This window comes from Saccharothrix luteola, from assembly GCF_020859565.1.
Classification (GTDB): domain Bacteria; phylum Actinomycetota; class Actinomycetes; order Mycobacteriales; family Pseudonocardiaceae; genus Actinosynnema; species Actinosynnema luteola.
Genome location: NZ_JAJHUO010000021.1, coordinates 64,547 through 82,081, shown reverse-complemented (window position 1 = coordinate 82,081; position 17,535 = coordinate 64,547). Strand labels below are relative to the sequence as shown.

14 protein-coding genes are annotated in these 17,535 nt (G+C 72.3%); 12 read left to right on the top strand and 2 right to left on the bottom strand.

The features are described 5' to 3' along the window. Positions 1 to 28 precede the first annotated feature (28 nt). The 4 genes from LNK82_RS27995 to LNK82_RS27980 all read left to right on the top strand — a co-directional run bounded on the left by LNK82_RS27995 (position 29) and on the right by LNK82_RS27980 (position 1,863). Positions 29 to 205, top strand: a complete 177-nt coding sequence (locus LNK82_RS27995) for a DUF4244 domain-containing protein (RefSeq protein ID WP_230569996.1) — start codon at positions 29 to 31, stop codon at positions 203 to 205. Then, on the top strand, positions 202 to 546 hold the full coding sequence (locus LNK82_RS27990) for a TadE family type IV pilus minor pilin (protein WP_230569995.1): 345 nt from the start codon (positions 202 to 204) through the stop codon (positions 544 to 546). Before LNK82_RS27995 ends, LNK82_RS27990 begins: the two co-directional genes overlap by 4 nt. Beyond that, complete coding sequence (locus LNK82_RS27985; RefSeq protein WP_308257288.1) at positions 506 to 991, top strand: Rv3654c family TadE-like protein; 486 nt, start codon at positions 506 to 508, stop codon at positions 989 to 991. The genes LNK82_RS27990 and LNK82_RS27985 overlap by 41 nt, the downstream gene beginning before the upstream one ends. A 269-nt stretch (positions 992 to 1,260) precedes the next feature. After that, complete coding sequence (locus tag LNK82_RS27980; RefSeq protein ID WP_230569993.1) at positions 1,261 to 1,863, top strand: bifunctional DNA primase/polymerase; 603 nt, start codon at positions 1,261 to 1,263, stop codon at positions 1,861 to 1,863. Here the strand turns inward: LNK82_RS27980 and sftH are convergent. Beyond that, positions 1,833 to 4,241 carry a DEAD/DEAH box helicase gene (gene sftH / locus LNK82_RS27975; RefSeq protein ID WP_372470681.1) on the bottom strand — a complete coding sequence of 803 codons (2,409 nt, stop codon included), beginning with the start codon at positions 4,239 to 4,241 and terminating at the stop codon, positions 1,833 to 1,835. The genes LNK82_RS27980 and sftH overlap by 31 nt on opposite strands. A 205-nt stretch (positions 4,242 to 4,446) precedes the next feature. On the opposite strand from sftH, the gene LNK82_RS27970 reads away from it, so the two are divergent. From LNK82_RS27970 to LNK82_RS27935, 8 genes are all read left to right on the top strand, one after another. Next, positions 4,447 to 6,750, top strand: a complete 2,304-nt coding sequence (locus LNK82_RS27970) for a sodium-translocating pyrophosphatase (RefSeq protein ID WP_230569991.1) — start codon at positions 4,447 to 4,449, stop codon at positions 6,748 to 6,750. Between the two features lie 144 nt (positions 6,751 to 6,894). Next, the gene (locus LNK82_RS27965) at positions 6,895 to 7,479 is read left to right on the top strand and encodes a hypothetical protein (RefSeq protein ID WP_230569990.1); all 585 of its coding nucleotides are present in this window, start codon (positions 6,895 to 6,897) and stop codon (positions 7,477 to 7,479) included. 45 nt (positions 7,480 to 7,524) lie between these two features. Next, a complete protein-coding gene (locus tag LNK82_RS27960) occupies positions 7,525 to 8,130 on the top strand; it encodes a hypothetical protein (RefSeq protein WP_230569989.1) in 606 nt (201 codons plus the stop codon). 90 nt (positions 8,131 to 8,220) lie between these two features. Next, complete coding sequence (locus LNK82_RS27955) at positions 8,221 to 9,153, top strand: hypothetical protein (protein WP_230570134.1); 933 nt, start codon at positions 8,221 to 8,223, stop codon at positions 9,151 to 9,153. A gap of 126 nt (positions 9,154 to 9,279) precedes the next feature. Further along, complete coding sequence (gene topA, locus LNK82_RS27950; RefSeq protein WP_230569988.1) at positions 9,280 to 12,057, top strand: type I DNA topoisomerase; 2,778 nt, start codon at positions 9,280 to 9,282, stop codon at positions 12,055 to 12,057. Positions 12,058 to 12,079: 22 nt separating this feature from the next. Next, positions 12,080 to 12,532, top strand: coding sequence for a hypothetical protein (locus LNK82_RS27945; protein WP_230569987.1), 453 nt, complete (start codon positions 12,080 to 12,082; stop codon positions 12,530 to 12,532). A gap of 84 nt (positions 12,533 to 12,616) precedes the next feature. Beyond that, positions 12,617 to 14,644 (top strand): bifunctional MFS transporter/dTMP kinase, encoded by a 2,028-nt coding sequence (locus tag LNK82_RS27940; protein WP_230569986.1) that lies wholly within the window; start codon positions 12,617 to 12,619, stop codon positions 14,642 to 14,644. A 20-nt stretch (positions 14,645 to 14,664) separates the two neighbouring features. Beyond that, the gene (locus LNK82_RS27935) at positions 14,665 to 15,864 is read left to right on the top strand and encodes a DNA polymerase III subunit delta' (protein ID WP_230569985.1); all 1,200 of its coding nucleotides are present in this window, start codon (positions 14,665 to 14,667) and stop codon (positions 15,862 to 15,864) included. 3 nt (positions 15,865 to 15,867) lie between these two features. On the opposite strand, the gene LNK82_RS27930 is transcribed toward LNK82_RS27935, so the two are convergent. Further along, complete coding sequence (locus LNK82_RS27930; RefSeq protein ID WP_230569984.1) at positions 15,868 to 17,445, bottom strand: hypothetical protein; 1,578 nt, start codon at positions 17,443 to 17,445, stop codon at positions 15,868 to 15,870. Between the last annotated feature and the right edge of the window lie 90 nt (positions 17,446 to 17,535).

Genomic DNA, 17,535 nt, shown 5'->3' with positions numbered 1-17,535 from the left:
CCACAATGGATCTGAAGGGGAGTGGGAGATGGTGGTCGGCAGGCGGAATGTGTTGGGCGACAGCGGGATGTCCACGGTGGAGTACGCGATCGGCACGCTCGCCGCCGCGGCGCTCGCCCTGCTCCTGTACTCGCTGACGAGCGGGACCTGGGTGCAAGGGCTCCTCCAGGCCTTGTTGCAGCGGGCGTTCACGGTGGACGCGTGAGTCGGGCGGTGCTGGGCGATGACCGGGGTGGGGTGACGGTCGAAGCGGCAGTGGCGGTGTGCGGGTTGGTCGCCGTGCTGGTGCTGGGCGTCGCCTCGGTGATGGCGGTCGTGGCTCAGCTCCGGTGCACGGATGCGGCACGGGAGGCGGCTCGGCTGGTCGCGCGCGGCGACCCCGCGCGGGTCGACGGAGTGGTCGGGGCCATCGCGCCGGAAGGGGCGCGGTGGGCGGTGCGGAGGGAGGGGGACACGGCGTTGGTGGAGGTCGCCGTCTCGCGGCTGGGCGTCGAGCTGCGGGCGCGTGCCTACGCGGTGGTGGAACCGGGGGTGGTCGGCGGATGACCGCAGGGGCCGGCTCCGGTCGTGGCGGTGGGTGGGTCGTCGGGCGGGTGTCGGTCGTGGAGGACAGACCAGCGAGAGGAGAGGAGAGGAGAGGAGGTCGAGGTGGTGGCTGGTGGATGACCGTGGGGCGGCGTCTGTCATGGCGGTCGCCGTGGGGGCTGTGTGGTTCGGGCTCGTGGTGGTCGGCGTGCACGTCGGCGAGGCCGTGGTGGGCAGGCACCGGGTGAGTGCGGCGGCCGACCTCGGGGCGTTGGCGGCGGCCGGGCAGTTGGCGGGTGGGGTCGCGCACGCCTGCGGGCGGGCCGAGTGGGTCGTCGAACGGATGGGTGGTCGGTTGGCCTCGTGCCTGGTGGAGGGGTGGGAGGTGAGCGTCCAGGTCACCGGCGGGCGGACGGTGTTCGGCGCGACCAGCGCCCGTGCCCGTGCAGGTCCGGCCGAACCGTGAACCCCGCCCGGCACGACGAACGGTCGTCCGTCGGCGGTGAGCGGACTCACACGACCGCAGATTCGCGGCTTCGCGGTGGGCGGACGGCTCGCACGCCGTTCTGCCCCACGCCCGCGCCCGCGGCGTTCGCCGTGCCACAACGACCAGTTGTCGACTGGCGGTTACCAAAACCCCCGGTCATGGCGTTAGTTCAAGTGGTGGCACCGACGCGGTGTCGAACAACGCGCGACACGGTGTCGTGGACGCGGAACGCAGGAGGCGAACGAAAGATGGAGTGGTCGGATAGCTGGCGCGGGGCCTTCCGCATCGAGCTGCGCGCAGAGGCGGTCAACCTCGCGTGGCACGGGTGGCCTGTGCTGCCGGGCACCTATCCGGCGGGTGAGCGGTGGGCCGGGCGCGACGGCGTCGAGGACCGCGGGCCGGTCCCGGTGCACCGCGACTGGCAGGAGCGCATCGGCACCAAGGCGGAGCAGGTCGCCACCTGGTGGGCCGGCCACTCCTACAGCATCCTGCTGGCCACGGGCCACGGCGTGGACGCCGTCGAGGTGGGCGCCGACCTCGGCCGCCGCGCCGCGGTCGAGCTGCGCGCCGCCGGCGTCCCGGTGCCGATCGTGGCGACCCCGGAAGGCCGCTGGATGTTCCTGGTCGCCTCCGGTGGCACGCCGGTCACGGACCCGGACGTCACGCACCACGGCCGGGGCGAGTACGTCCCGCTGCCGCCGAGCACGGGCCAGGTCGGCGTCGTGCACTGGCGGGTCAAGCCGCAGATCTGCGCGTGGCACCTGCCGCACGTCGACGTGGTCCGCGACGCGCTGCTCCAGGCCGCCGACCGCACCAGCGCCTACGGCCTGGTCGCCGCCGACCGGTCCTGATCGACTCGGCCGTGCCGGACGTCGTGTCGGCTCTCCCCGACCACCCCGAGCACGACGTCCAGCACGGCCACCCCGCCAGCCTTGTCCAGCGGATCGTTGCCATTCCCGCACTTCGGCGACTGCACGCAGGACGGGCACCCGGCCGGGCACGCGCAAGCCGCGATGGCCTCCCTAGTAGCGACCAACCACGGGACTACCGCGTTGAACCCGCGGTCGGCGAACCCGGCTCCCCCGGGATGACCGTCGTGCACGAACACCGTCGCCTCCCCGGTGTCCTGGTGCAGTGCGGTCGAGACTCCGCCGATGTCCCAGCGGTCACAGGTCGCGAAGAGCGGTAGCAGGCCGATCGCCGCGTGTTCGGCGGCGTGCAGTGCGCCGGGGACGCGCGCCGGAGCCAGACCGGCGCCCCCCGGCGCACTGCCGAGCAACTCCGCTGACACCGTGTACCAGACCGCCCGCGTCACCAAGGTCTGCGCGGGCAGCGACAGCGGCACCGAGTCGACCACCTGCCCGGACGGCAGTTTCCGCAGGTAGCCGACGACCTGCGAGGTCACCTCGACCTCGCCGAGGCACACCGTCACCCCGTCGAACGAGCGCTTCTCCAGCACCCGCACCACCGAGATGTCCTTGGTGTCACGCGCGGTCGTCGTCCAGTCCGGCTTCTCGGCGTGCACCATCGCGAGACCGCTGTCCAGGTCCAGCTCGTCCACCACGTACGACTCGCCCTGGTGCAGGTAGACGGCGCCGGAGTGCACCTGCCAGCACGCCGAACCGGGGTCGACCGTGCCGAGCATCCGCCCCGAATCGGCCTCCACCACCACGACCTGCTCGCCGCCGGACCCGCGGATGTCCACGGACGCGTGCGGCCGGTCGTGCGAGGTCCAGTACCAGCCGTTCGGCCGCCGCCGCAGCACCCGCCGCGCCACCATGTCCTCCACCACGGCCAACGCCGCGTCACCGCCGAACGACTCCAGCGACTCCGGCGTCAGCGGCAGCTCCGCCGCGGCGCACGCCAACTGGGGCTCCAGCACGTACGGGTTGGTGGGGTCCAGCACCGTCGCCTCGACCGGCTTGTCCAGCACCGCCGACGGGTTGTGCACCAGGTAGGTGTCCAACGGGTCGTCCCGCGCCACGAACACCACGAGCGCGTCGGTGTCCTCCGTCCGCCCCGCCCGCCCGGCCTGCTGCCAGAACGACGCCAGCGTGCCCGGGAAACCGGCCACCACCACGGCGTCCAACCCGACGATGTCCACGCCGAGCTCCAACGCGTTCGTCGTCGCCACGCCGAGCAGCTCGCCCGACGACACGGCGCGCTCCAGCGACCGCCGCTCCTCCGGCAGGTACCCACCCCGGTAGGCGGCCACCCGCTCGGCCAGCGAAGGGTCGACCTCCGACAGCACCCGCCGCGCGCCCAACGCGGTCAGCTCCGCGCCCACCCGCGACCGCACGAACGCCAACGACCGCGCGCCCTCCACGACCAGGTCGGCCAGGATCCGCGCCGTCTCCGCGCCCGCCGAGCGCCGCACCGGCGCCCCGTTCTCGCCCTCCAGGTCGTCCAGCAGCGGCGGCTCCCACAACGCCACCGTCCGCCCCGCGCGCGGCGACCCGTCCTCTGTCACCGCCTCGCACGGCGCGCCGAGCAACGCCGACGCGGACGCCGCCGGATCGGCCACCGTCGCCGACGCCAGCACGAACACGGGATCCGCGCCGTACAGCTGCGCGACCCGCCGCAGCCGCCGCAGCAGCAACGCCACGTGCGAGCCGAAAACTCCCCTGTACGTGTGACATTCGTCGACCACCACGTACGACAGCCGGCGCAGGAACCTGATCCACCGGGCGTGGTTGGGCAGCACGCCGCGGTGCAGCATGTCCGGGTTGCTGAACACCCAGTTGGCGTGCGCTCGCACCCAATCGCGTTCCGCCATCGGCGTGTCGCCGTCGAACGACGCCGCGCGCACGCCCGGCACGCCCAAACCGCTCACCGATCTCAACTGGTCCGCGCCCAACGCCTTCGTGGGTGCGAGGTACAGGGCTGTTGCCTTCGGATCAACTGTCAACGCGCTGAGGACCGGCAATTGGTACGCCAGCGATTTGCCCGACGCGGTGCCCGTCGCCACCACGACGTGTGATCCGGACCACGCGTGCGCCGCCGCTTCCACCTGGTGCCGCCACGGTCGGGTCACACCCCGTCCCACCAGCGCGGACACCACCGGATCAGCTGCCCACGCCGGCCACTCGACGGGTTGCGCGGGACGCGGGGGCTGCTCTTCGGTGTGCGTCAACGGTGATTCGCCCGCGGGTACCCCGGCGAGGACCCGGTCCAGCAAACGACGTCCCTGGTTCGCCACGTGGCGCAGCTTCGCACACCCGACCGAGATCCTGACCCCACCTCTGCGGATAACGGTGTGTGTACGGATCGGGACGCGTTGTTGCCTGGTTGCGCACTATGAATAGACTCCGCCGCTATCGCATCCAATGAGGGGTGCATCACGTTGTGTCGGGGCTGACAGTCGCGTGAGTGACCCGCCTCACATCAGCGGGGTGGCCCTGGCATTGGGCTTGGAAAACTCACCAGGAGGACGGATGTCCCGGCAATTCCTCGCGGAGGGCCTCGAGCTCTCCGGAGGTGATCGCGGCCTCGTGGCCGTGGTCGCCGTGGTCGCCCTGGCTGCCCTGGCCGTGGGCTACGTGCTGCTCCGGGAGGTGCTGGCCGCGGGCCAGGGCACCTCCAAGATGCAGGACATCGCCAAGGCGGTCCAAGAGGGCGCAGCGGCCTACCTCAACCGGCAGTTCCGAACGCTCGGCATCTTCGTCGTGATCGTGTTCGTGCTGCTGTTCGCGCTTCCTGCCGAGGACATCGGCGAACGGATCGGCAGGTCGCTGTTCTTCCTCGTCGGCGCCGGCTTCTCCGCCGTCATCGGCTACCTCGGCATGTGGCTGTCGACCCGCGCGAACGTGCGCGTCGCCGCCGCCGCCAAGGAGACCGGCGGCCGGGAGAAGGCCATGCGGATCGCGTTCCGCACCGGCGGCGTGGTCGGCATGTTCACCGTCGGCCTCGGCCTGTTCGGCGCGGCCCTGGTCGTGTTCGTCTACGTCGGCCAGGCGCCCAGGGTGCTGGAGGGCTTCGGCTTCGGCGCCGCCCTGCTCGCCATGTTCATGCGGGTCGGCGGCGGCATCTTCACCAAGGCCGCCGACGTCGGCGCGGACCTGGTCGGCAAGGTCGAGCAGGGCATCCCCGAGGACGACCCGCGCAACGCCGCGACCATCGCCGACAACGTGGGCGACAACGTCGGCGACTGCGCCGGCATGGCGGCGGACCTGTTCGAGTCCTACGCGGTCACCCTGGTCGCGTCGCTGATCCTCGGCACGGCCGCGTTCGGCGCGAAGGGCCTGCTGTTCCCGCTGATCGTGCCCGCGATCGGCGTGCTCACGGCGGTCATCGGCGTCTACATCACCAGTGCCCGCACCGGCGAGAACGGCCTCACCGCGATCAACCGCTCGTTCTACATCTCGGCGGTCATCTCGGCGGTGCTGTGCACGGTGGCGGCGTTCGTGTTCCTGCCCAGCTCGTTCGCGGGCCTCGCCGGCGTGTCGGAGGAGATCGCGGGCACGCCGGGCAACCCGGCCCTGATCGCCGCCGTCGCGGTGATCATCGGCATCGTGCTGGCGGGCGTCATCCTGTGGCTGACCGGCTACTTCACCGGCACCGAGCACAAGCCGGTCAAGGAGGTCGGTCGCACCTCGCTCACCGGCGCGGCGACCGTCATCCTGTCCGGCATCTCGGTCGGCTTCGAGTCGGCGGTCTACACCGCGCTGGTCATCGGCGGCGCGGTCTACGGCGCGTTCCTGCTGTCCGGCTCGGTGGTCGTGTCGCTGTTCGCGGTCGCGCTGGCCGGCTGCGGCCTGCTGACCACGGTCGGCGTCATCGTGGCCATGGACACCTTCGGCCCCGTCTCCGACAACGCGCAGGGCATCGCGGAGATGTCCGGCGACGTGGACGGCGAGGGCGCGCAGATCCTCACCGAGCTCGACGCGGTGGGCAACACCACCAAGGCCATCACCAAGGGCATCGCGATCGCCACCGCCGTGCTGGCGGCGACCGCGCTGTTCGGCTCCTACAAGGACGCGATCGAGCAGGCGCTGCGGGACGTGCAGGTGGGCCTCGGCGAGGTGCCGGTGTCGTTCACCAACGTGGTGTTCAGCCCGAACGTGCTGGTCGGCCTCATCATCGGCGCGGCCGTGGTGTTCATGTTCTCCGGTCTCGCGGTCAACGCGGTGACCCGCGCGGCGGGCGCGATCGTGTTCGAGGTGCGCCGCCAGTTCCGCGACAACCCCGGGATCATGGACGGCACGGTCAAGCCGGAGTACGGCAAGGTCGTCGACATCTGCACGAGGGACTCGCTGCGCGAGCTGGCCACCCCCGGCCTGCTCGCGGTGCTGGCGCCGATCGCGGTCGGCTTCGGCCTCGGTGTCGGCCCGCTGGCCGGTTACCTGGCCGGCGCGATCGCCACCGGCACGCTGATGGCGGTGTTCCTGGCCAACTCCGGTGGCGCCTGGGACAACGCGAAGAAGCTGGTCGAGGACGGCAACCACGGCGGCAAGGGCTCCGACGCCCACGCCGCGACCGTCATCGGCGACACCGTCGGCGACCCGTTCAAGGACACCGCCGGTCCGGCCATCAACCCGCTGATCAAGGTGATGAACCTGGTCTCGGTGCTGATCGCGCCCGCGATCGTCGGGTTCTCCGTCGGCTCGGGCGAGTCGGCGGGCATCCGGTACGCGATCGCGATCGTGGCGGTCGTGGTCATCGTGGGCGCCGTGGTCGTGTCCAAGCGGCGCGGCACGGCGATCTCGGACACCCCGGCGGAGGTCACCACCTCCGCGTGACGTGCGAGTGGGGGGCGGGGTGCCGCGGTCGGGGGCACCCCGCCCTCCCACGTCCGGGTAGGCCGGGTGGGCGCGCCCGGATGGGGGCACACTGTTGGGTGTCGCCCGGGATCGGCGTCGCACACGACGATGGGGAGCACCCTGATGAGACTTCTGCCGCTGGTCGCCGCGACCGCCCTGGTCGTGGCGGTTGCCGGGTGCGGGTCCGGGGACGACTCGACCGCGCCCACGTCGTCGTCCGCGGCTGCGTCCGACGCAGCGGCGGTGGCGTACATGGACAAGGTGTGCACGGCGGCGGCGTCGTTCGCCACGGTGCCGAAGACCCCTCCGCAGCTGGACGCGAACGACCCGGCGAAGCTGAAGGCGGACATGGGCGCGTACATGGGCCAGATGGCCGACGCGTTCACCCAGACCGCGACCAAGCTGCGCGACGTGGGGCCGTCGCCGGTGGCGGGCGGTGACCAGCAGGTCGAGCAGATGGCGGCGACGTTCACCGACATCGCGAAGAACTTCAGCGACGCCAAGGCGGCCATCGAGGCGGCGGACGCCAACGACCCGGTCGGCGGGTTGCAGGCCGCCGGCGAGGCCATCACACGGCTGGATGATTTCGTCGCGCCGCTGAAGCAGCTGGAGGCGTCGCCGGAGCTGTCGGCGGCGGCCGAGAAGGCGGCGGCCTGCCAGGACCTGCGGACGCTGAGGCCGTCGGAGCCCGTCACACCGACCTCGTAGTACGTTGCCCCCTCACCTTTTTCACCCGATTTGGGGGGCATTTCCGTGAAGCACCGTGTCGCGCTCGCCGGCGTGTTCGCCGCAGTCCTGGTCACGTCCGCGTGCGGGGGTGGCGGCTCGTCCTCGTCGTCCGGTTCGACCGCGACCACCACGACCACGACCGCGGCGGCCACCGCCGACCCGGTCGAGTGGACCGGCACGTTCTGCGAGGGCATCAGCCCCACCATCGAGGGCGTCGTGGACCTGCTGAAGGCCATGTTCGAGGGTGGTGCGCAGGACCCGGCCGCGCAGAAGACCGCGATGCTGGACTACACCTCGAAGGCGGGGAAGTCGCTCACCGAGGCCGGCGAGAAGCTGGCGGACCTGGGCGCGCCCACGGCGGAGAGCCAGGCCCTGCACGACGAGCTGGTCAAGTTCTTCACCGACTCCGGCAAGGAGATGGTGACGGTCAACGGCGAGCTGGCCGCGCTGGACCCGGCCGACCCGGAGTTCTCCACCAAGCTCGGTGAGCTGGGCAGCGACGAGGCCGACCCGTCCAAGCTCCAGGAGCAGATCAAGAAGCTCCAGGAGGACCCGAAGCTCGGCGAGGCGTTCAAGCAGGCCCCGCAGTGCGTGGCGATGGCCGAGACGCTGAAGAGCCTCGGCAGCTGACACCGCTGGGACGCCTGAGGCCATTGGGGTACGTGGTTCAGCCCTTCGGAGACTGGCCGTGGTCGAACGTGTGTTCTACGCTGCGTCTTCGTGGGGCAATTGTCCTTCTACTCGGCCGAGGCGAGACAGCCTTGCGTCGGTGACCTGGCGGGCCTGCTGTGCGGGCCCGGCCGGGCGCTGGGCTTCGCCCGTGGACGTGCGGCCCGGGTGTCGGTGGGTCTCGACACCCGGGACCGGGCTGCCGCGGTGGCGGCGGCGCTGGCCGAGCGGGGCGTGCAGGCGCAGGTCGAACTGGTCCGGACGGTGCGGGCCCGGGCCGTGGTCACCGAGGACGAGCCCGAAGCGGCCGGATCGGCGGTGGACGAGCCGGCCGGGGTCGAGGCCGCCGCGGACGAACCCGCTCCCGACGAACCCGTCCCGGACGAGCTGGGCGAACCCCTCGACGACCTGGACGAGCCCCCGCACGACCTGGACGAACCCCTGGACGAGCTGCTCGACGACGAGCCGGACGGGTTCGCGCCCGTGGTGATCGGCTCGGGCCGGCGGGGACCGGCCGACCCGGAGCCGGAACCCGAAATCGAGCCCGAGCCGGAAGCGGAGTCAGCCGAGACCGAGACCGAGACCGAGACGGCCGAACCGGTGGTCATCGAGTCCTGGCAGGTCACGACGGCTTTCCGCACCGACCTGGCCGGGTTGGCGGCGCAGTGGTTCGACGGCGACCGCAAGGTCGTCCCACCTGATCTCACGCTCGACGGCGCGGCCCTGCGGCTGTGGGCGCTCACGTCCGGCCGGTGGGTCGAGTCCGGCTCCGGGTACCTCCTCGGCCTCGACCCCGAGGCGCCCGACACGCACGAAGCGTTGCGAAAAGCATTGGCCACGTCGGGCCTCCCCTCGACACTCTTGACCGGGAAAGCCGGGGGACCGGCGTTGCGCGTCGTCGGCAGGCGGCGGCTCGAACGGCTCGCCGAGCTGGTCGGACGCGCGCCGAGGGGCGTCGCGGAACGCACCTGGCCGGCCGCGTAGCGCGTCCTCCTGGCAGAGGATCCGGCACAGTTGTGTCACCCTGTCCCGACCAGGGCTGCCCAGCGGCGACGAAGGACAGTGCACACTGGCGGGTCGGGACACAGTGTTCGAAGAGAGCGGGACGGCGTGGCTGGATCGACACGGGCGAGGAAGACAAACGGGGGATCAGCGAGCGGCAACCGGCGGTTGGTGATCGTCGAGTCGCCCGCGAAGGCGCGGAAGATCGCGTCGTACCTCGGCAGCGACTTCGTCGTGGAGTCATCCAAGGGGCACATCCGCGACCTGCCCCGCGGCGCGGCCGACGTGCCCGCGAAGTACAAGGGCATGCCGTGGGCCCGCCTCGGGGTCGACGTCGACCACGGCTTCGAGCCGCTGTACGTCGTCACGCCGGACAAGAGGTCGACCGTCTCCGAGCTGAAGGAGCTGCTCAAGGACGTCGACGAGCTCTACCTCGCGACAGACGGCGACCGCGAGGGCGAGGCCATCGCCTGGCACCTGCTCGACACGCTGAAGCCGAAGGTCCCGGTTCGGCGGATGGTGTTCCACGAGATCACCGAGCCCGCGATCCTCGCCGCCGCCGCGAACCCGCGCGACCTGGACCAGGACCTGGTCGACGCCCAGGAGACCCGCCGCATCCTCGACCGCCTCTACGGCTACGAGGTCAGCCCGGTGCTCTGGAAGAAGGTCATGCCGAAGCTCTCGGCGGGCCGCGTCCAGTCCGTGGCGACCCGGATCGTGGTCGAGCGCGAGCGCGAGCGGATGAAGTTCGTCACCGCCTCGTACTGGGACGTCTCGGCGACCATGGACGCGGGCGAGGACGCCGCGCCCCGCACGTTCGGCGCCCGGCTGATCGCGGTCGACGGCACGCGCCTGGCCACGGGCCGCGACTTCGGCTCCGACGGCAGGCTCAAGGCAGGGCCCAAGGGAACTCCCACCGACGTCCGCGTGCTGGACGAGGCGCAGGCCAGGGCCATCGCGGACGGCCTGGTCAACGCCTCCATGACGGTCTCCTCGGTCGAGGAGAAGCCGTACACGCGCAAGCCGTACGCGCCGTTCATGACCTCCACGTTGCAGCAGGAGGCGGGCCGCAAGCTGCGCTTCTCCGCGGACCGCACCATGCGCACCGCGCAGAAGCTGTACGAGAACGGCTACATCACCTACATGCGCACCGACAGCACGACGCTGTCGGAGACCGCGATCGCGGCGGCCCGGGCGCAGGCCACCGAGCTGTACGGCTCGCAGTTCGTGTCCAAGGAGCCGCGCCAGTACACGCGCAAGGTCAAGAACGCGCAGGAAGCCCACGAGGCGATCCGCCCGGCCGGCGAGGTGTTCCGCACCCCCGGCCAGGTGGCCCGTGAGCTGGAGTCCGACGAGTTCAAGCTCTACGAGCTGATCTGGCAGCGCACGATCGCCTCCCAGATGGCCGACGCGCGCGGCAACACGACGTCGGTCCGCATCTCCGGGACCACGGCGGGCGGCGAGGACGTCACGTTCGCCGCCTCCGGCCGCACGATCACCTTCGCGGGCTTCCTGAAGGCCTACGTGGAGACGGTCGACTCGGAGGCCGGCGGCGAGTCCGACGACGCCGAGTCGCGCCTCCCGCAGCTGGTCAAGGACCAGGCGCTACTGGCCGCCGAGCTGTCCGCGGACGGCCACTCGACCTCACCGCCGCCGCGCTTCACCGAGGCCAGCCTGATCAAGACGATGGAGGAGCTCGGCATCGGCCGGCCCTCCACCTACGCCTCGATCATCAGCACCGTGCAGGACCGCGGCTACGTGTGGAAGAAGGGCTCCGCCCTGGTCCCGTCGTGGGTGGCGTTCGCCGTGGTCGGGCTGCTGGAGCAGCACTTCGGCCGGCTCGTGGACTACGACTTCACCGCCGCGCTGGAGGACGAGCTCGACGGCATCGCCGCGGGTCGCCAGGAGCGGACCACGTGGCTGTCCGGGTTCTACTTCGGCGGCAACGTCGGCCCCGAGTCGTCTGTCGGCCGTTCCGGCGGGCTGAAGAAGCTGGTCGGGTCGAGCGTCGAGGCGATCGACGCCCGCGAGGTCAACTCGATCCCGCTGTTCCCCGACGTCGAGGGCCGCACGGTCTACGTCCGGGTCGGCCGCTACGGGCCGTACCTGGAGCGCGAGGTCGAGGGCGAGGACGGCACGACCAGCGCGCAGCGGGCGAACCTGCCCGACGACCTGCCGCCGGACGAGCTGAACCGCGAGATCGCGGACAAGCTGTTCGCCACGCCGCAGGAAGGCCGCTCGCTGGGCAACGACCCGGTCACCGGGCACGAGATCGTGGCCAAGGAGGGCCGGTTCGGCCCGTACGTGACCGAGGTGCTGCCCGAGGCGCCGGAGGGCACGAAGAAGGCGCCGAAGCCGCGCACCGGCTCGCTGTTCAAGTCGATGTCGCTGGACACGGTCACGCTGGACGACGCGCTGAGGCTGCTCTCGCTGCCGCGCGTGGTCGGCAAGGACCCGGAGACCGGCGCGGAGATCACCGCGCAGAACGGCCGGTACGGGCCCTACCTGAAGAAGGGCACCGACTCGCGGTCGCTGACCAGCGAGGACCAGCTGTTCACGGTCACCCTCGACGAGGCGCTCAAGATCTACGCCGAGCCGAAGAAGCGGGGCCGGGCCGCCGCCGCGCCGCCGTTGAAGGAGCTGGGCGCGGACCCGGTCTCCGGCAAGCCGATGGTGGTCAAGGAGGGCCGGTTCGGCCCGTACGTGACCGACGGCGAGGTCAACGCGTCGCTGCGCAAGTCCGACAGCGTCGAGGGCCTCTCCGACGAGCGGGCGGCCGAGCTGCTGGCCGAGAAGCGGGCCAAGGGGCCGACGACGAAGAAGAAGGCCCCGGCGGCCAAGAAGGCGCCCGCGCGCAAGAAGGCTCCGGCGAAGTCCAAGAGCTAGGGGAGGCGGGGCGGTGGACGGCTTGAGTTCACGTCGGTCCGGCGCAGACCGGTTCGGTCACGACGGGACGCAGCCGCCCCCGCCCCCGCCGCTGTTCCCGGACCCGCTCGCGGGCCTGGTCACGGGCGAGCGCTACGTGGCGGAGGCCGTGCCGCCGGTCGTGCCGCCGCCGCCGGCGCCCGTGTCGCAGCCCGGACCGGCGCACGTCCCGCCGAACCGTCGTGCGCCCGCACGCAAGCCGGTGCGCGCTCCGGCCCAGCAGGTGTCGGGCGAGCCCGTGGCGCACCTGCCGCACGCCGGGCTGACCCCTCATCAGCCCAGGCAGGGCGTGGCGGGGCCGAGCTCCGAGCCGCAGGGGCCGAAGAAGAGCAAGGGTGGACTGATCGGGTGCTTGGTCGTGCTGGCCGCGCTGAGCGGGCTGCTGTTCAACGTGGTGCGTGAGATCATCGAAGCCGTGGTCGACCTCGTGCGCTGATGTAGCGCAGGTCACCCGATCGGCGGATGTGGTCAGACGGGTGAATCGGTCCGGCTACCCTTACCGCCTGCACCATCGGCGGGGGTGAGCACCATCCAAGACGGCGGCACAGCGGCCTCGACCAGCCACCGGATTCGCAGTGTGTTGGCGATCCGGCCGTTCCGCAGGCTTTGGGGTGTCACCTATCTGTGCAGTGTCGGTGACTGGCTGTCATTGCTCGCCTTGACCGGTCTCGTCACCAAGATGATGGACAGCTACCAGTGGCAGAGCTTCTCGCTCAGCCTGGTCGTGCTGACCCAGCTGCTGCCCGGCATCCTGTTCGCCCCGCTCGGCGGCGTGCTCGCGGACCGGTTCGACCGCCGCAAGATCATGGTGGTCTGCGACCTGCTGCGCGGCGGCCTGTTCATCTCGATCGCGCTGGTCGGCACGGCGTGGTGGCTGTTCATCGCGAACTTCCTGGTCGGCTGCTGCGCGATGCTGTGGATCCCGGCCAAGGACTCGGCGGTGCCGAACCTGCTGCGCCGCCCCGACCAGGTGGAGACGGCCAACCAGCTCGGCCTGGTGATGACCTACGGCATCTCGGTCATCTCCGGCGCGGGCCTGTACTCGATCATCTCCGGCATCCCCGGCTACCTCGGCCTGCAGAACAGCGACCTCGAGTTCCGCATCGCGACCATCGCGGTCATGGTCAACGGCGCGCTGTACGTGACGTCGGCGATCATCGTGGCGACCCGCATCCCGGAGCTGTCGGGCCGGATCGCCGCGGTCAAGCGCACCCGCGAGAACGGCGAGGCGCCCGGCTTCTTCGCCATGCTGCGCGACGGCATGAAGTACGCCGCCCGCACGCCGCTGGTCCGCGGCCTGGTCATCGGCATGATCGGCGCGTTCGCCGCGGCCGGCGCGGTGATCGGCACGGCCACCCCGTACTCCCTGTCGCTGCTCGGCGGCGACTCCACGTTCGGCCTGCTGTTCGTGGCCGTCTTCGCCGGGTTGGCGCTGGGCATGGCGACCGCGCCGCGGATGGCCCGGCGGCTGCCCTACGACCGGCTGTTCGGCGTGACGATCCTGGTCGCGGGCGTGAGCCTGCTGTTCGTGGCGTTCGCGCCGCACCTGTGGGTGGCGCTGGTCGCGGTGGCGTGCGTCGGCGCGTCGGCGGGCATGGCGTTCCTCACCGGCCTGACCATCGTCGGCTCGCAGGTCGAGGACGCGATGCGCGGCCGGACCGTGGCACTGCTCCAGTCGTTGCTCAAGATCGTGCTGTTCGCCGCGTCGGCCGCCGCTCCGCTGCTGGTCACGCTGGTGCAGAAGCGCACGGTCACGGTCTTCGGCCACCCGATGGTGGTGGACGGCACCCGTCCGGTGCTGTTCGGCGCGGGCGTGATCGCGGCCCTGCTCGGGTTGATCGCCTACCGGCAGATGGACAACCGGCGCTCCGAGCCGTTCCTGTCCGACCTGCTCGCGGCGCTGCGCGGGCGGGCGCGGCGGACCGCCGGTGTGCTGATCGCGGTCGAGGGCGACACCCGGCAGGACACGTCCGTGCAGGCCAGGAGGCTCGCCGAGGCGTTGCGCGAGACCGGCCGCGAGGTCGTGCTGGCCTCCGACCCGGACCTGGACGAGCAGCGGTTGCGCAACCTGCTGACCACCGCCGACCTCGCCGGGGTGCGGGCGCACGCCCTGGTGGCCGCCGCCGTGCGGGCCGACGTGGTGGAGCGCGAGGTGCGGCCCGCGTTGGACAACGGCGCGCTGGTCGTCATGGAGCGGTACGTCGACAGCCCGCTGGCGCACTTCAGCGCGGCGGGCAGCGTGGAGCCGCGCGAGGTGGAGGGCCTGGTCGACTGGGCCACCGGCCGGCTGCGGCCGGACATGACCGTGCTGCTGGACCGGATGCCGCCCACGGTGCGGGCCTCCGGCGGCACGCTGGACACCGTCGAGCACCACTGGCGGGTGCAGAAGCTGCTGACCGACATGGCCTCGGCCGACCCGGAGCGGTACGTCGTGGTCGACGCCGACGGCACCGAGGACGAGGTCGCCGCACGGGTGCGGTCCGCCGTGCTGCCGCTGCTGGCCCGGCGGACCAGGATGCCGGTCAAGCCGGTGGCGGAGACGCCCTGACGGATCGGTACGGTCGCCTGGTGAACGGTGGTGTGTGGGGCGACGTCGTCGGCCAGCCGGAGGCGGTCGCGGTGCTCTCGGCGGCGGCGGAGGCCGCCGCGTCGATCGTGGCCGGCGGCACGCCGGCTTCGGGCGCGATGACGCACGCGTGGCTCTTCACCGGTCCGCCCGGGTCGGGGCGCTCGGTCGCGGCACGGGCGTTCGCCGCCGCGCTGCAGTGCACCGCCGTGGACGACCGGCCGGGCTGCGGCTCGTGCGCCGGGTGCCACACGACGGTCGCCGGCACGCACGCCGACGTGCGGGTGGTCGCGCCCGAGGGCCTGTCGATCTCGGTGGCCGAGATGCGGTCGCTGGTGCAGGTCTCGGCCCGGCGGCCGACGTCCGGGCGGTGGCAGGTGGTGATCATCGCCGACGCCGACCGGCTGACCGAGGGCGCGGCGAACGCGCTGCTCAAGGCGGTGGAGGAGCCTCCGGCGCGGACCGTGTTCCTGCTGTGCGCGCCGTCGGACCACCCCGAGGACGTGTCGGTGACCATCCGGTCGCGCTGCCGGATCGTGTCGCTGGCGACCCCGCGCGCCGCGGCGATCGCGTCGGCGTTGGAGCACGAGGGCGTGGCGCCGGAGGTCGCGTCGTGGGCGGCCTCGGTGTGCGGCGGGCACGTGGGCCGGGCGCGGCGGTTGGCCACCGACGAGGATTCGCGGGCCCGGCGCGAGGCGGTGCTGCGGATCCCGACCGCGTTGCGGCGGCCCGCGGACATCTTCACGTGCGCCGACCAGCTCGTCTCGGCCGCCGAGGGTGACGCGCAGACCGCGAACGAGGGCCGTGACGTGGCCGAGCGCGAGGCGTTGGAGACCGCCATGGGCGGTGGCGGCACGGGCAAGGGCACCGCCGCCGCGTCCCGCGGGGCGAAGGGCGCGCTGAAGGACCTGGAGAAGCGGCAGAAGTCGCGGGCCACCCGGACCCAGCGCGACTCGCTGGACCAGGCGCTGGTCGACCTGGCCGCGTTCTACCGGGACGTGCTGGTGACCTCGACGGGCGCGCCGGCCGTGCTCAACCACCCGGACCGGGCGGAGGACGCGCGTTCGGCGGCGGCGCAGTGGTCGCCGGAGTCGACGTTGCGCCGGCTGGAGGCCGTGCTGAACTGCAGGACCGCGCTGGAGCTGAACGTGAAGCCGCGCATCGCCATCGAGGCCATGCTCACCACGCTCCAGCGGGGCTGACGCTCACCCGGACGGCTCGGTCGTCGTCCGCACCGGGCGACGGGTCGGCAGGGCGGCCACCAGGACGACGCCGACCAGCAGCAGCGCGGTGCCCGTCCAGAAGATCGGGACGGTCCGGTACGCCGCGTTCGTGTAGGCCAGCGGCTCGCCCTTCTTCGGCGGCGCGGCCTGCCCGCCGCCACCCGGCGGCGGTTGGGCCGGAGCGCAGACCACGCCGCCGTTCGGGGCCGCCGCGCGCACGATCTGCTCACCCAGGGACACCTGTGCCAGCGCCGACGGCAGGTTCGGCAGACCGAGGGCGTCGGTCGGCAGCAGCTGGAGGTCGAGCAGGCGCGCGGTGGCCCCGAGCATGAAGCCGTTGATGGTGGGACCGCCCTGCTGGAGCGGGCCGTCGATCACCACGTCCTTCTGGTTGAGCTGGGCGATCTGCAACCGCAGCACGCCGATGTCGAGCTTGGGCAGGCCCTCGGCCAGGGCGCCGACGAGCGGCAGGTCCCGGCCCGGCGCGATGCCGATGGGCACGTCCAGCTTCGGGTTGGCGGCGTCGAGCGTGCCCAGTTCCTTGCCGCCCTGGCTGACCCGCAGCACGGGCGCGGTGTAGGTGATCCGGGACGTGGCGCGGTCGCCGGTGGACAGGGCGACCAGCGTCGGCTGACCGACCACGTCCACGCGGATCTCCGCCGCGGTGCCGGCGAGGAGGCGGACGCTCGCGGCCTGGAGCGTCGAGGTCGACCGCACGGCCTTGTTCGGGCTGCCGGGCAGGTCGACGAGGTCGACGGTGGAGCGGGCGCTGAGCGTCTCGGGGAGGCTGAGCAGCGAGCCGTTCGCGCCGGTGTCGGGCGTGCCGGAGAGCAGGCCGCCCAGTTGGCTCAGCGGCGCGGTGAGCTGCTTGACGTTGTCGATCAGGGACTGCCGGGCGGCGGCGTCGAGCTTCGGCGCGTCCCCGGTGAGCAGGCCGGTCAGGTCGGGCGTGCCGGGCAGGGTGGGGATGGCGTTGAGGACGCTCAGGGACGCGACGGAGGTCTTCGCGTCGGCCAGCGGCTGCACGCACGGGCCCAGCTCGTCGTCCCAGCGGGCGTGCACGCTGCCGTCGAGCAGGCCGACCTTGAGCAGGGCGTCCAGCGGGGTGGCGGGTGGCGCGAGGCCGCCGGTGACGGGCGCGGCGTTGTCCGGCGAGGCGGTCTGCACCAGCGTGCCCGGCGTCTGCGGCGCCCGGCCCTGCACCGCGAAGCCGAGCGGGGACGCCTGCGCGATGGCCCGCTCGTAGGACAGGAACGCCTCGGTGTTGGCCTGGGCGGAGGCGAGGCCGACGCCGATCTCGGCCGCAGACTGCTTGGGCAGCTGCTCGCCGAAGCCCGGCAGGATCGTGCTCGTGGGCGTCGAGCCCGGCGCGAGCCTGACCACGGCCAGGCCGGTGCCCGCGTCGCCGATCGCGTGCGTGCGGGGCGCCGGTCCGGCGGACACCGGCGGCTGGCCCGGGTCGCGCGGACCGGGCACGGGCGTCGTCGTGGGCTGGGCGAGAGCGGGGGCGGCGCAGAGCGCGACCAGCGCGGCGGCGGCGGGCACGGCCATCAGGCGCATGTGGTCGGACCTCCAGGACAGCGGCGGTCATCGGCGACGCTCGCGTGAGCACCGTCACTTGTCGCTCTAACGACCATCCCCCGGTTCGGT

Coding starts and splice junctions, on each gene's coding strand:
- LNK82_RS27995 (WP_230569996.1), top strand. CDS start 29: ATGGTGGTCGGCAGGCGGAATGTGTTGGGCGACAGCGGGATGTCCACG.
- LNK82_RS27980 (WP_230569993.1), top strand. CDS start 1,261: ATGGAGTGGTCGGATAGCTGGCGCGGGGCCTTCCGCATCGAGCTGCGC.
- LNK82_RS27970 (WP_230569991.1), top strand. CDS start 4,447: ATGTCCCGGCAATTCCTCGCGGAGGGCCTCGAGCTCTCCGGAGGTGAT.
- LNK82_RS27965 (WP_230569990.1), top strand. CDS start 6,895: ATGAGACTTCTGCCGCTGGTCGCCGCGACCGCCCTGGTCGTGGCGGTT.
- LNK82_RS27930 (WP_230569984.1), bottom strand. CDS start 17,445: ATGCGCCTGATGGCCGTGCCCGCCGCCGCCGCGCTGGTCGCGCTCTGC.